This is a genomic window from Bacillus sp. S3, from assembly GCF_005154805.1.
In the GTDB taxonomy this organism is placed as follows: Bacteria; Bacillota; Bacilli; order Bacillales; family Cytobacillaceae; genus Neobacillus.
On sequence record NZ_CP039728.1, the window covers coordinates 83,001 to 96,441 of the forward strand.

The following is a 13,441-nucleotide window of genomic DNA, read 5'->3' on the forward strand; positions in this document are numbered from 1 at the left end:
CACTCCTCTCTTATAGGTCATTTTTTGGTCTTTTTAGGAAGATTGAAATAATTAGAGAAAAAATTACTCCCAAAACACTAAATGAGATTAATAGGATGTTCCATTGATTGCCAAACTGTAATTTAAACCAATCTTGCGCTCCTGAAGAATAGTATCCAAGGAACAGAGATCCAATAAAAACCGGAAGTGTTAAATATCCGTTATAAACCGAATCCATTGCTTGTGATTTTTCCTCTTCTATCATTTCCTCCATTTCTTCTATTTGTTTAGTTAACACCATTAAGGCATTTAACACCTTTTCATTTTGTAAATATGCCTTAAGGATGATACTTCCTAATCTTTTGGACCAACTAGTCCCAGCAGTATAGGTAAATACGAGAACAGTATCCCTTAACTCTTGTTCATTTCGAGATACTTGTAGGTCAGATACTAATTTAACAATGACCTTTCTTAGCTGTGGATTTTTGATCTCCTTTTGAGTTTCAGTTAAAGCATGGTAAATATCAAAATGAGAAGTATTATAATTCTGGGTTAACCTTTGTACGATAAACAAAAAATCTAAGCTCATTAAATACCTAATATTATTTAGCTTTAATCGCAGAAATAAGTAAGGAATGAAAGCGAAAAGGATGAAGAAAATAACGGATACAAGAATATCTCCAAATGCAAAGTAGATAAAGAGACCTGAAAAGCCCCCTAACACTCCTGAAATAATTAGAAATATTTGAACATCATATTCGTTACGTTCATCACAAGTTGTTCTTATAAGTAAAAATATATGTTTGAGAAATGGGTTCTTAAAGTTAGTCTTGTTTACTAACTCGACATTGCTACGAACTTTTCTAATTCTGTATTTATAATTCCATTCATCAAATTTTCCTTTTAATGAGGAAGACATGATTATTTTAGAAGTCCATAAAGCAGTGATAAATAAAACAAAATATAAAAAATAATCAAACCCTTGTTCCCAAAACCAATGTATTAGCTTATCCATCTAGTTCTTCTCCCAATAGAGAATTTACGATTTGATTCTTGATTTTGTCATACTCAGACATGGGAGAAACGGCTTCTTTTTTCTTTAAATGCTGGATAAGTATTTTTGTATCATCTATACTCTCGCTTGCCATGAGAGTAACTAATTGTTTTGAGATCTTAGCAGAGTAATAATATTGTTCTGTTATAGGACTGTACCGTACCAGGTCTTGTGTGTGGTGAATCCGCTTTGAATCATCCCAAATAATTTCTGTTACACCAATAACTCGTTTTTTTCTTCTATCCCGTTCAGTGCTCATGGTAACAATAATATCGATATTCCTTGCTACCCTTTCTAGTTCATTTTCAAAATTTCGGTTCGGAAATTCATCAAGGATGTGCCGGGTAATTTGGGATACAATACTCTCCACTGAAGTTAAATGATAAGTAGAATATGCCCCACGTTCTCCTCTTTCACAAGCTTGTAAATACCCTTCTGTTTCGAGAGAACGAATTTCACCAACTACGATATAATCATGTTCCATTCTTAGTAACCTTGGCATAGCATGATGAAGATCTCCTTCTTTCGCTTGAACTTCAAAAATAAGCCGGTCTGTGAATTGTTTAGATAAATTCAATTCAAAGTGTTTTTCCATAATGGCAGCAACAAAAGATGGATCTCTTTCGCGAAGCATAGACTTCATAAATGTCGATTTAGCGGATCGGACACGTCCTGCAAAAATGGTATTAACCATCACTCTTGCTAATGAACGGAAAAAAGGTACATCATCGGGTAAAATTGTATTTAACTTTGATTGTTCTTCCAGGCTTAAATCTTTTACAACAAACCGGCGAAACATAATATAGTTTTCTTTTCCTCTAGGTTTTTGAATCATGGTAATACGAGAACCATCTTCTCGTTCAATTTCGAGTTCAGGAGTTTGCTCATTGATTACTGCATCTTTAACACGCATGGTAAAAGCCCTTTTGATTCGTTCAACTGCTTCGGGATTCTCAAACTCTTCGTTTTGTTTTATAAACTGCCCTTCTATATCAAGCCAAAGTTCTGTTCCACGAATTACAGCCGCTTCACTAGATGGCATTGTATCCCATTTGTGTAGGATACTAACTCCCCATACTTCATGAAAAATCGCCTCTGCAAGGGATTCGTAGAATGTAGGATAATCGGTGGTTGTTATATTTTCTTTCTGTAGAACTTCATTAATTTTCGTAATGAAGTAAGACATTGCTTGTTCATCACCGATAACCGCTTGGTGCTGTCGTTCTAACCATACATTTTCATTTGTAAACTGTTCATTCAGTTCCCCACTTTTTTCCTTTATATTTTCAACGGTGCCATCAATGATAATGTCATTTAACTGTTCTCGGACTTTATGACAAATTTCTTTAAATGACTTTCTTCTTTCAAATGTAGGAATGTATTCCTTCAAGCCTTTTTGTGCAACCGTTTGGGCTAGCCATTCCGAGGAATTAAAGGGTTTTTCAAGTCCTAATTCTTGTTCAAGGGTACTCAATTATATTCAGCTACCTTTCTATTTGAAGAAAGAAAACAGACCCTTCTTTTCTTTCTTTGTATCTTCAACTTCTTTTTTCTCTGTTAGTCTACATTCAGAAATGATGAGATTTGAGAGTAAATCGAGATTTTTTGTATATAAGGATTCTGAAAGATCATATAGTAATTTTTTCTGATATGCTGCCATCGATCCTAGGTCACCCATATCAGGTAGGGTAGCAACCCTTGTCATATTTAATTCTTCTTCAAGGGATTTTTCATTGATTAGAGTGTTTGTAGGTTGAAACTTATTTACCACCAACATAAAATCATTAGATTGTCCACCAGATGGTTCAATTAATTGCTGGAATACATAAGGAAAATATCCTCTATATCCCTTTTCCTCTTGGTTTGTAACAAGGAATCTTAAATTACTAGATAAATAGGATTGAACGGTTGGTGCCGTGTCAAAATGAGTGCCAGCGTCAATTAAAATTACGTCAAACAACTGCTGCGCTACCTTAATTAAATGTTCAATCTCATGCGGCTGATAAAATCTTTGCATTTTAATATCTCGGTTACCTGCGAGATGGTAAAAAGTTTTATGAAAGGTAACTGCTTCTGATAGTCTGGATGGTGTTAAATTCTTTGTTTTTAAATCAACCTTTATATCATTTAAGTATTGGCCATCATAGTGATAGAAGTAATCTGATGGATCCCAACTATTCAAACTTAGAACCAATACTTTATCTTCAACTTTTTGTGATAAAGAACGAGCAAGATTAAGTACGGTAGTCGAAACACCCGCTCCACTATGAGTTCCAAAAAAGCTAGCAATTCGTTTTGACAAATAATCTTGTTTATTCGTTATTTTGCTTAAAATATCCTCAATTACTTGTTCATCCGAAGCATATTCATTTACCATCTTTACTTTGTAAGCAGCACACAAGCGGGTTAAGTTTCTCATAATAATATTGCTGTTTACGGATAGAGGTTTATAAAAAGTAGGTACTTCAGGATAGAGTTCTCGAATCATGCTAAGGTGATCATGATTAAATGATTCTCCATCCAACAAGATTGCGTGTACATCAATCGTTGCTTCTTTTACATCATCCCAAAAAAGAACAGTATTAATTTCCTCATTCTTAGAAAATAGTTCTTTGTAAATTGTTTTATTTGATATAACTATTACATTCACAATAATTCCTTCTCCTTTAATGGTAGGTGATATATAATTGGGCACCCTTTGCTAATACTTGATCCATTAATTTTGTAAAATCATCTTCATTTAGAATTACTTCTAAGTCACTTATGGTAGAAGTTGCATTTAAGCGTTTATCCCCATTGGTTTTGGTTTCCTCCGTATCAGCTACCACTTCTTTATTGCCTGAATCCTTCACATAGACAACGCGTACATCTTTTAGGAAAGGCTTAACATCTGTTTTTACATTATTTGTTGCTTGCTCTGATGAATCTGAATTTTGATTGTTATCACTGCTAACATTTGCTGGCCCATTCTGAATAAGATTGGAGATGCCATCACTATATATAAGATAAATATCAATAATATCCTTTCTCCTAAGTGAACCAGGTTTTGCAAAAATCATATCTTTTGTTATTGGGCGTATGGCTTCACCATTTTTTGCATTTGGAACCATCTGTTCGAAATCAATCATTTTAGAAGATACTATTGAGTTTCCATAAATATCTTGTTTTGCATCGTATCCAATAATCTGGTCAATGTCTTTAGCTAGAATTACACCATCGATTAACGCTTCTTTCCCCCTGCGCTCTATAGTTAATTTATCTTCCGTTAGTAGTTCTGATTTTTGAATTTCTTCCCCGGCTTTAACCACAACTACTTCCGTTGAATCAATCCTATCCTTAATATAAAAATCATAAGTTAAAATAAATCCAGCGGTTGCGATTGAGGTAAATATACCTAAACCTATTTTTATTCCCGGTCTCATACGGTCGTTGTCTCACCTTTCGATTCATTCTTTTCAACAGTAACTTTTTTATTGAATATCCCCTTAAAAAATCCCGAGTTTTTCCTCTGCTTAACGAGAAAATCTGGCGGAAGGATATCCTCTATTAATGGTTGAACAGAGGAATATATTCTTTTTTGGTATTCCTTATAGTCATTTAAAAACATACCTTTCATTTGACACTGAAAAACATCTGTTGTTGAAAATGCAGGGAATGTAGTTTTAATTTGATTAGCGAACAAGCCATTAAGCAGCTGATTCTTCATTAAACTTTGCTCAAAACGATTCCCAATAAAATGAGTTTTATCATGCTTTAACAAATTCATTATTATTTCAACCGTCTGCGATTCAGACTCCTCTAAATACTGTATAGAAGGAATATCAGGCTCCAGAATAAAATAAATATGATCTGCAATATCCAACATGTCTTGGTAGAGCGCATATGGCCAATCGATACCTACATCCATGATTGTTACGATTGATGGAGAGGAGAAGAGTATTTTTATCATTTGTTCAAATGCTACATCTTCCTCTTTATAAATAGGTTCACTTGTTGGATGCTTGCATATAATATCTACTTTTTCTAATTGCCAGTTATATTCATAATCAAAGACAGAATTCCTCAGTTTATTAAGCTGATAGAATTTACTTCTATAGGCCTTCGTGTCATGGTGCCCAATAAAACGGTCATAGGTATATGCCTTTGAAAATGGGCTTTCAATATAAGTGGTTGTTACCCCAAGTTGAGTTAAAGCCCTGGCTAATATATGAGATATAAACGTGCTCCCGCTACGCGAAAAAGGACTACCAATCATAATTAATTTCTTATTAACAGGAATGCCTACCACTTTTTCGGTGTTGTTCGTAATTTGTATTTTGTAATCACGTTTTATTACATTTTTATTAACAACTTTTTGGATAACCTTTTTTTCGATTACTTTTTGTACAACTGGCTTTTCCGTCTTTTCTTCCTTTGACGGACTTCTTTCTTCCTCTTTTTTTTCTTTTTCTGTTACCACAATCGATTCGATTGAATTCATTACTAAGAATTTTTCCACATTCGAAAAATGTGGTTTAGCTTGCAGCTGTACGATAAAATCATCCAGATCAAAGGAATTTTCATTAATAATGTCCATGATCCCTAGGCTTACTAATTTGGTAAGTAATGAATCTCCCTTTGGTCGTTCACACATGAAAACAACTCGTAATGCATCATTATAAGTAACACGGATATCTCGAATAAAGGTTAGTAATTCTTGCTCCTTTTGTTCTTCTCTTATAAAATCACTTTCAAGATAATAATCATGAAGAATAAGGATATCCGGTCTTTCCGATTGAACAATTTCAGTTAAATACCGTCTGTGAAAAACTTCTTGGGAGGATAAAACAAAGTTTTGATTTTTTTTTTCAAAGGTTTCCTTTAAGATATCCGTATAGGCTTTATCCCCTACCGCGATCAGTACTTTTTTTTGCAAGTGCAACACTCCTGAAACAAAAAAATACCCGAAACACAGACCACTAGCAGTTATTAAAAACTTGCTAGAAGTTTGTATCTCGGGTATTTCCCGTTATGTATTAAGTTGTTTAATAGTCGATTGAGCGCCTCCTAATTTTCTTAGGAGGCATTAAAAAACTTTAAGAAAGGCTGCTGCAACCGGGCCTGGTTGCAACCCTTGTAACGATTTTACCACCTTTTTCCTCTGCATTCAAGAGCCAGTTTTGTGGTTTAGGTAATATATTTTATTCAAGAAATCTTTAAATTCTATTGTTAAGTCAGGGTCGTAGTACTTACCGCTAAAGGAGCAAATCTCCCTTATTGCCTCATATTGAGTTTTGCCTTCTTGATAGATGCGGCCATGAATCATAGCGTCGTAAGAGTCAACGATTCTAATCATGCGAGACAGCAAGGGAATCCCATCATTTATGCCTTGCAGACCGTAGTAACCGCTGCCATCCCAGTTTTCATGATGGAACCTTACAATTGAGGAATATTCAGCGGGGAGGCCTTTGATGTTTTTAACTATTTCTTGACCGTATTTAGTATGTAATTTAATCTTGTTGAATTCTTCTTGGGTTAATGGGCCTTTTTTATTCAATAAGGATTTAGGTATGTTTAGTTTTCCAATGTCGTGAATGATACCTAACAAGAAAATTTGTTCAGTGTCTTTTAATTTTAAATAGTTAGCAAATTGGTAAAGTAAATCACCTACCCTTTGGGAATGTCGGTAGGTACTCGAACAGTGTTCGAATAACTTACCGACAACCCTATGAGTTTCGGTAACTTGCATTTTCATACCCTCTTTTTTAAAATTCTAGTTTAATTCTTTTTAGTTTTTCCTTATTAGGGCGGTAAAAGGCGGTATTAAAACCATCGTGAAGCAAATCTTCTTCTACACAAACCCAAACATGGAAAGGAAAATTATCCAGCATTAACTCTTTATGAAGGTGTTCCGCTACAGTAAGAGTTGAAGTAAAAATAACTACAAAAGCAGGATTATCTGGGAATTCACTTATTGGAATAGTTCCGTAACGCTCATATACGTTTTTCCAAACATTAAGCTTATCTTTAAAGTACCCTATAAAGTTTTGATTCATCTGTGCTCGATCAATTAAGAAATTTACATTTCCATTCACTGTTCTAATTTCTGCAGCACCGAGCGGAAATTTGAGTTTTTGATTGTTTGCAATGACAGCATTCCATTTCCATTTGTGCACGATCTTCTTCTCTGTCATTTGGCAACGTAACTCATTCATAGCAATAAAACGTTTTATTGCCCCGATTCCGTAATCGTCCCAACGATTGGGATTCATAAAAAAATCTTCGTTGTAATAATGCTTCAGAAGTTTGAACCCTGCTATCCCCAAAGTAAAAGGAGCCGGTGGCTTAACTTTTTCTTCTTGCCCTCGAATTCTAACTTTCCAGCGGTCAACCAATCCGGAAGTTCTGAATTTGTCCAATCGCTTTGAAGTTTGAGAAGGACTCATTACACTTTGCATATATCTTCTTAACTGGTCTTCATTCGCACATATAGCATCGCCAAGTACCTTCAATAAGATAAGGTCAGTGTCGTCGATTCTACCTCTCCTTAAAAGGTCAATAACACCCTCTTGAGTAGTATAAGGATAATATTTCTTCGGCAACACCTTACTACCTTTCAGGAAGGGGTGATCCCATAAAGGTACTTCGCCTTTCTTGGTAGTAAATAAAGGATAATCCAGGTTGTCAAAAGCAACCGGCTCAAAATCTTTTGCTACTGATTCCATTATTCAAAAAGAAAAGCTCCAAGATCTTTGCGCTTCTTTTTACCCCTTGGATATCCAACGATTACAACTTTTGCCTGACGTTTCTTTCTATCAATGCTACGGACAGTACAGGAAACAATATCTCCAACAATTGGCTCTTCAAGATAAGACGGTTTGATACCTTTTACTTCTAAACCAACATCAAGCTGTACGAAAATCCCATGAACTGGGTCAACACCACTAATTTTACCTGCAATTGTTGACATATCCTTTAAGCGTTCAAGCTTTTTGAATGGATCTTCAAGCGTGTGTCTTCTGCTAACTTGGATAAGATTGTTTTCCTTATCAAATCGAAGGACTTTAACTTGGATTTTTTCACCGCGATCAACTTCTTGTTCAAGGCTGCGGCCACGTTCCCAACTCCAGTCATTCGGTAGCATGAAGCAGTCAGCACCATTAATACGGACAAATACTCTACGGCTCTTACGGTTAAAGCCCCAAACTGTTCCTTCAAAAACTCTTTCTTCAAGATTATTTCTGTCTTGTAATTCCTGAAGTTCTTCAAGGAAGCGTTCCTTTTTAATTTGGTCTGCCTTTCTTACGCTTACTACAGCAGTTTTATCTTCAAGGTCCAAATGGTCAATAATGAATTCCTGCATTGTTCCGGTGAATCCGTTAAGGGTTTTGAATTCAAAATCGGAAAATTCATTTGCCGGGCAGTATGCAGTTACCCCTCCTTCTAGTAGGAATACTGCAATTTCAGTTTCTTTTTCAACATACTTGCCGTCTTCCAGAACCTTCCCTTTCTTTGTTCCTACAGAAGTAATTACTCCTTTGACGATCTCCCTATTCCGTTTCAAACGTGCAAGGTTTTCTAATTGCAAATCAGACGACCATGATTGTGATACAGTCATTTTGTTTTATCCCCCAAAATATTTAGTTTAGGATTAGCAACAAAAACAAACGTAAATAGAACGCAAAAAGACCCAAATACAGAGTAGTGCTAACTCTACTCTGTATTTGGGTCTGTCCCATTAAAAAATTAATTTGTCGATTGCTGTAATCCTTAAGCAAAAGTTTAGTATAGTTTGGAAGGTTTTTCAATATATATTTTTTAGCAGTGATTAAAATTGTTACTTCAAAAGTTTAAAGTTTTCATCATAATAATGAAGTTCAGCAAAGTTTATTCCATCCGAACTTGCTATTGCTTCGAAGCCTATTTGCTAATATTAATTACCTAGAATGTTTAAATATTGGATGTTTTATTTCTACCCATAGATATGGCTTCCATTAGTATTTTGCGAATGCTGCTTAAAATGATAAAAAAGAACCGCATTATCGCGGTCCCGAAAATCTAATCCTCCATATCACTGTAAAATGCCAGTACAGTTTCCTTCTTCGGAGGCTCTACTTTACTGAGCTCATCCTCTAGTTCTTTTACCAATTCCTCCTGTTCTGGCCCTAAGTACGTCCTTTCAGGCTCTTTCTCTACAGATGGGGTCTCTTTCTTTATAAAAGAACCAAGATTAACTTCTTCTGGTTCCTCCGTTTCATCTTTATCAGAAGGGTTGTCATTAACCGTTTCATCATTATGGCTATGTTTTTCTGCCTTTAATGGTATTTCCTCTTCATCGTTATCAAGAAGTTCATCCCTGTCATAAGTAAAATCAAGCGGTTTATCCGCTCCAGAGTAGACAACAAGTGGTGAGCTCTCTTTAGAAGAAGAATCCTCCTCTTTATTTACGACTATTTGTTCGATGACTTCGGTTTCATCCTCAACTGTAAATTCTTCAACAAGTTCAGGTGTGGCATCAGCGACAATACCATACCGGTTAGTGGACCAAATCTCAGCTGCAGTTTCCTCCACTTTAATAATTGCTTCAGTAAATTCAGGTTTAGGGACGAAATTTGCATCAATTTGCTTTACTGGCATAGGCTCATTATTCGAAACAATTTTAACAGCACATTGGAAAGGCTTCTGGAAAATGATATCACTTGGCGAAAGAATGGCATCTTTGGTCTTTTGATAGGAATTACCCAACCGTAACATTGGCTTTTCCTGTAATGGGCTAACGGCCTGTTCTGAAATACCCTCTTCAAACTTCTCTTTTTCTCCGAACATTTTAGAGAAAAGTTGTGCATCGAAGTCTGGAATATCACCGTAAACCATTTTATGCCTAAGAGTACCTAATAGGGTGTGCATATAGGTTTCACCATATTTATCTGCAAGTTGGGCAACTGTCTGGGCAACAACCGTAACAATCGTTTTGTATTTACGAGATTGAGCGGGAAACTCTTTAAATGGTTGATAAATATAATCCGGGAATTCGTCCACAATAATATGATGGAAGTTAGATATGTTAGGAGTCCTCCGGAATACTGCATTCTGTAAGCTTAATAAAACGAGTTTTCCTAATACGTTGGATAGGCCACCGAGCTCTCCTTTGGCACTATTGACCAATAAAACGCCTCCGCTCTCTAGATGCCGATCAAAATCAAAATCAGACTTTCCGAATAAAACACGACGGATTAATGGACTGGCTCCAATATCATTAAGAATGTTTCGTAACCCCTGAACATACTCCGCTTTAGCATCATAAAACGCAGGCTGCCCTCTGTACTCACCATGCTTTACTACTACGGGAACCATTCCCGCTCCTGCTCTTTCAGTTTGAGGAAGAAGATTGTTATCAAACCATTCATCAATTTGCTTTACAATTGCCCAATGGTTCCGTTCATCTCGATTTTCAATAAGGTCAATGTTTTCTGGAAACGTCTCTTTCAGTTTAAGGTGCATTAATCGCACCAGCTGCGGGTTATCATACATTTTCAGAAGCATATCGAAAGTTACTTCTTGCTCGGGCTTATGAAGCTTAAGAAGGTAGATGTAATGCTTTAAATGATTTCGTTCTGACTGCTGGAAGAAGAAGTTACTCTGTCCGCCTTCCGCTAATCCCTCAATAACCATTGAAAATGCTTCAGCTACTTTTTCAACTGGCCCCTGCATAGGATTTATGCTTGGGGTTTCGGGATTAGTTGGGTCAATATAGAATACAGACTCTTCAGGTATTCCATGAGCCTTTACAAGCTGAAATGCTTTTTGGCAAAGGTCGTTAGAAGGCTCGATAACAGATATACCATTCAAATACATGCCTTTCACATGTTCCGAATGGTAATCCTCCCGTTTATAGATATTTGGATAATCATTAATAAAGCGACTCATCCAGTGTAGATCCTGGTTAATTGTAGGTAAAACCAATGCTGCTGTTTTACCAGTACCAATACTACCGATGATAACATTGTTTAGTGTCCTGTCTCGGCCTGGCTGTACAACTAACTCTCTTGTTTCAGAATCAGGTCCCAAAACAACATCTGGCCAATGCTCTGTTTTCTCCATTTTGAACCATTTCTGTAAAAAGACATTGGTGAATTCAAATTTCTTGAAAGCTTCTTTTAAATCAGCGGAATATAAAGAGTACTGTCCCGCAAGCCAAAAAAGTATCATACCTATTACGATTGTCGGAATAAACATAATTGTTAGCAATAAGGTATTTGTGTCCCCTACTGCAACTGTAAGCCATATATTATCTACTACAAGGGTATTAATCTTTTCACCCATATAGGGTAACAACGTATTATAGACCGGTGCGGATATTAGCCAAATATAATGTAAGCCAATTCCGATAAACATGTTCCAAAACCACAATCGCCTCCAAGCAGTTTTTTTAAATCTTTCAAATTTCGTACTCGCCAACCAACCAACAATAAGCCATACGGTTGAAATTATGAAAAGTACAAATCCAGGCTTTGTTGAATCTCCGAATAAGAAAAAACTAGGAATACCTTCTAGGAATTGCCCTCCCATTAAGAAGAGATAGTTAAATGTTGCTCTTAGAGAAAAGTACAATGAAACGATTCCGATTAAATTCATTGAAATAAGTGGCAATCTTGGTTTTAGCCATTTTCCGAATAATATCAGTTTTTCTTTTGTAAATTCTTTCATAGCTATCAGTTTTTCCTTCATAAAAGAATCCCCGCCCCTTTCTTGAATTGGTTTGCATTTTTGTAGAACGGTGGACTATCTATGTCACTCATAAGCCTCTCTTTAACTCCAAAAACAACATGCTGCATTATCGGCTTCCCCAAGGAATCATATTCAAATTCCGAAGTAGACCTGTAAATAGCAATAATTTTATTAACCTTTTGCTTAAATCTCTTTTCCATCCGCAAGGTATTGAGATAATTTAATTCATCTAAACACTTACAACTGCCCTCTTCCATCAGTTTAATTAACACAACCTTTCTTTTCTCACTATCACCATCCTTCAATAAGACGTGAGCATCTGCGTATAAGTCATTACTAACTTCCGGTAGGTAAAAATCATTTGCGTTCAATTGCTCAATTTCGTAATTGAAATTGTTATTCATAATCAAAAGTGTTTGAATGGCCTCGATTTCACTTGAACGTAATTCATCAATCAATTTTGATTGCCCTGTTAAGATACTGCAGGCCATATGATGGGCTTTATTCATAGGAGCAACATAGAAATGCAAGTTTGAATGAACATGAGCGTTAGCGCCGATGATTGCTCTTTTCACATTTGCTACCCGGCCACTTCGATCTAAGCCAAATTCTTTCTGATACCTGAAAAACTTATCTTGATTGTCCATGATTACAATTAAAACATGATGATTTTCGTCCGGACGGTCCGTAGCGTACTTTACATACTTATCAATTTTGGCTTCAATAGCGTTAAGATTTTCATTACCGGTATCAATCTCTATATTTAAGAAACCGAATTGATTAGTAAGTATCCAGTCAGGAACTATAAGAGGAGAGGAAGATTCATTTCCCTTTTCGATATATGGCATTGAGGCGGGTGAATATGAGAAAACTTCCATATTTAACTTCTTAACCTCGACGAGTGTTCGAACAACGACATCTCTAATACCAAAATAATGGTCTGTTTGATTAACAGGTGCTGCCAACTCTTTATAGTGAGTATCTCCTGGGACAATTTCTCCTTCATTCACAAGGATATAATAGCCATTTTTAGTTAATCGATAATAGACAGTACGATCCCCATACTTCTTATCAACTACAATTTTTTCTTCCCGCCAGCGTTGGAACTTCTTAGCTAAAGTAGTGTGCTTCACACTATAAAGAGATTCAGCATAATATTTAAGTTCTTTTAGCGACAAAATTCGGTGGTCAAATATTAGCTTTAGTAATTCTATATCCCGCTCAGTTAGCCAAACGCCCGATTTCCCTTTCCCAAAGTTGTAGATTTTTTTATCCATGCAAACCTCCTTAAGAAAACAAAAAGTACCCACGAATAAACAAAGCCACAATAATAGCTTTGAATTTCGAGGGTACTTCCCTTTTGTATATGTAGTTTTCTCAGTCAGTATATCATCTTAAACTCTCAATCTTCAATAAAAACTTAGGTGAATGAAATGAATAAATATGAGGTGTATACAGATTTTTATCTCGACGATTAAATAGCGAATAAGCAAAAGAATTTCAGCTACTCAGGTGAAAAATTAGGGTACAAAGTAACCTAGTAAAACTGAGGGTATCTTGGTTGCCTTATCCCCGAGTTTCGGGGGGTGTCACAGGGGAATGAAGTCTGGATTTGAAACATGGTTATAACCCTTGCTGTGACTGAATTCTACTTGTCGCCTTAAGCGACAGGTTATATGCGACAGGTTAACTTGTCGCCTT

The 13,441-nt window shown here is 36.0% G+C and carries 10 protein-coding genes; all 10 read right to left on the reverse strand.

Annotated features, from left to right (window positions below; genetic code table 11):
- Positions 1 to 10 precede the first annotated feature (10 nt).
- Entirely contained in the window at positions 11 to 994 is a 984-nt protein-coding gene (locus FAY30_RS26345) for a hypothetical protein (RefSeq protein WP_149872947.1), read from the reverse strand.
- Positions 987 to 2,507, reverse strand: a complete 1,521-nt coding sequence (locus tag FAY30_RS26350; protein ID WP_149872948.1) for an ATPase, T2SS/T4P/T4SS family — start codon at positions 2,505 to 2,507, stop codon at positions 987 to 989. The genes FAY30_RS26345 and FAY30_RS26350 overlap by 8 nt, the downstream gene beginning before the upstream one ends.
- 18 nt (positions 2,508 to 2,525) lie before the next feature.
- Positions 2,526 to 3,683: a P-loop NTPase family protein gene (locus FAY30_RS26355; protein WP_149872949.1), complete on the reverse strand. Its 1,158-nt coding sequence runs from the start codon at positions 3,681 to 3,683 to the stop codon at positions 2,526 to 2,528.
- 16 nt (positions 3,684 to 3,699) lie between these two features.
- Positions 3,700 to 4,455, reverse strand: a complete 756-nt coding sequence (locus FAY30_RS26360) for a flagella basal body P-ring formation protein FlgA (protein WP_149872950.1) — start codon at positions 4,453 to 4,455, stop codon at positions 3,700 to 3,702.
- Positions 4,452 to 5,948 (reverse strand): hypothetical protein, encoded by a 1,497-nt coding sequence (locus tag FAY30_RS26365; protein ID WP_149872951.1) that lies wholly within the window; start codon positions 5,946 to 5,948, stop codon positions 4,452 to 4,454. Before FAY30_RS26365 ends, FAY30_RS26360 begins: the two co-directional genes overlap by 4 nt.
- A gap of 231 nt (positions 5,949 to 6,179) precedes the next feature.
- On the reverse strand, positions 6,180 to 6,761 hold the full coding sequence (locus tag FAY30_RS26370; protein WP_223821050.1) for an HD-GYP domain-containing protein: 582 nt from the start codon (positions 6,759 to 6,761) through the stop codon (positions 6,180 to 6,182).
- A gap of 16 nt (positions 6,762 to 6,777) precedes the next feature.
- On the reverse strand, positions 6,778 to 7,737 hold the full coding sequence (locus FAY30_RS26375; RefSeq protein WP_149872953.1) for a replication-relaxation family protein: 960 nt from the start codon (positions 7,735 to 7,737) through the stop codon (positions 6,778 to 6,780).
- Entirely contained in the window at positions 7,737 to 8,630 is an 894-nt protein-coding gene (locus FAY30_RS26380; RefSeq protein WP_149872954.1) for a S1 RNA-binding domain-containing protein, read from the reverse strand. The genes FAY30_RS26375 and FAY30_RS26380 overlap by 1 nt, the downstream gene beginning before the upstream one ends.
- A 440-nt stretch (positions 8,631 to 9,070) precedes the next feature.
- A complete protein-coding gene (locus FAY30_RS26385) occupies positions 9,071 to 11,740 on the reverse strand; it encodes a type IV secretory system conjugative DNA transfer family protein (protein WP_223821051.1) in 2,670 nt (889 codons plus the stop codon).
- Positions 11,737 to 13,017 (reverse strand): replication-relaxation family protein, encoded by a 1,281-nt coding sequence (locus tag FAY30_RS26390; RefSeq protein ID WP_149872956.1) that lies wholly within the window; start codon positions 13,015 to 13,017, stop codon positions 11,737 to 11,739. Before FAY30_RS26390 ends, FAY30_RS26385 begins: the two co-directional genes overlap by 4 nt.
- Positions 13,018 to 13,441 lie beyond the last annotated feature (424 nt).

Coding starts and splice junctions, on each gene's coding strand:
- FAY30_RS26345 (WP_149872947.1), bottom strand. CDS start 994: ATGGATAAGCTAATACATTGGTTTTGGGAACAAGGGTTTGATTATTTT.
- FAY30_RS26360 (WP_149872950.1), bottom strand. CDS start 4,455: ATGAGACCGGGAATAAAAATAGGTTTAGGTATATTTACCTCAATCGCA.
- FAY30_RS26370 (WP_223821050.1), bottom strand. CDS start 6,761: ATGCAAGTTACCGAAACTCATAGGGTTGTCGGTAAGTTATTCGAACAC.
- FAY30_RS26375 (WP_149872953.1), bottom strand. CDS start 7,737: ATGGAATCAGTAGCAAAAGATTTTGAGCCGGTTGCTTTTGACAACCTG.
- FAY30_RS26380 (WP_149872954.1), bottom strand. CDS start 8,630: ATGACTGTATCACAATCATGGTCGTCTGATTTGCAATTAGAAAACCTT.
- FAY30_RS26385 (WP_223821051.1), bottom strand. CDS start 11,740: ATGAAGGAAAAACTGATAGCTATGAAAGAATTTACAAAAGAAAAACTG.
- FAY30_RS26390 (WP_149872956.1), bottom strand. CDS start 13,017: ATGGATAAAAAAATCTACAACTTTGGGAAAGGGAAATCGGGCGTTTGG.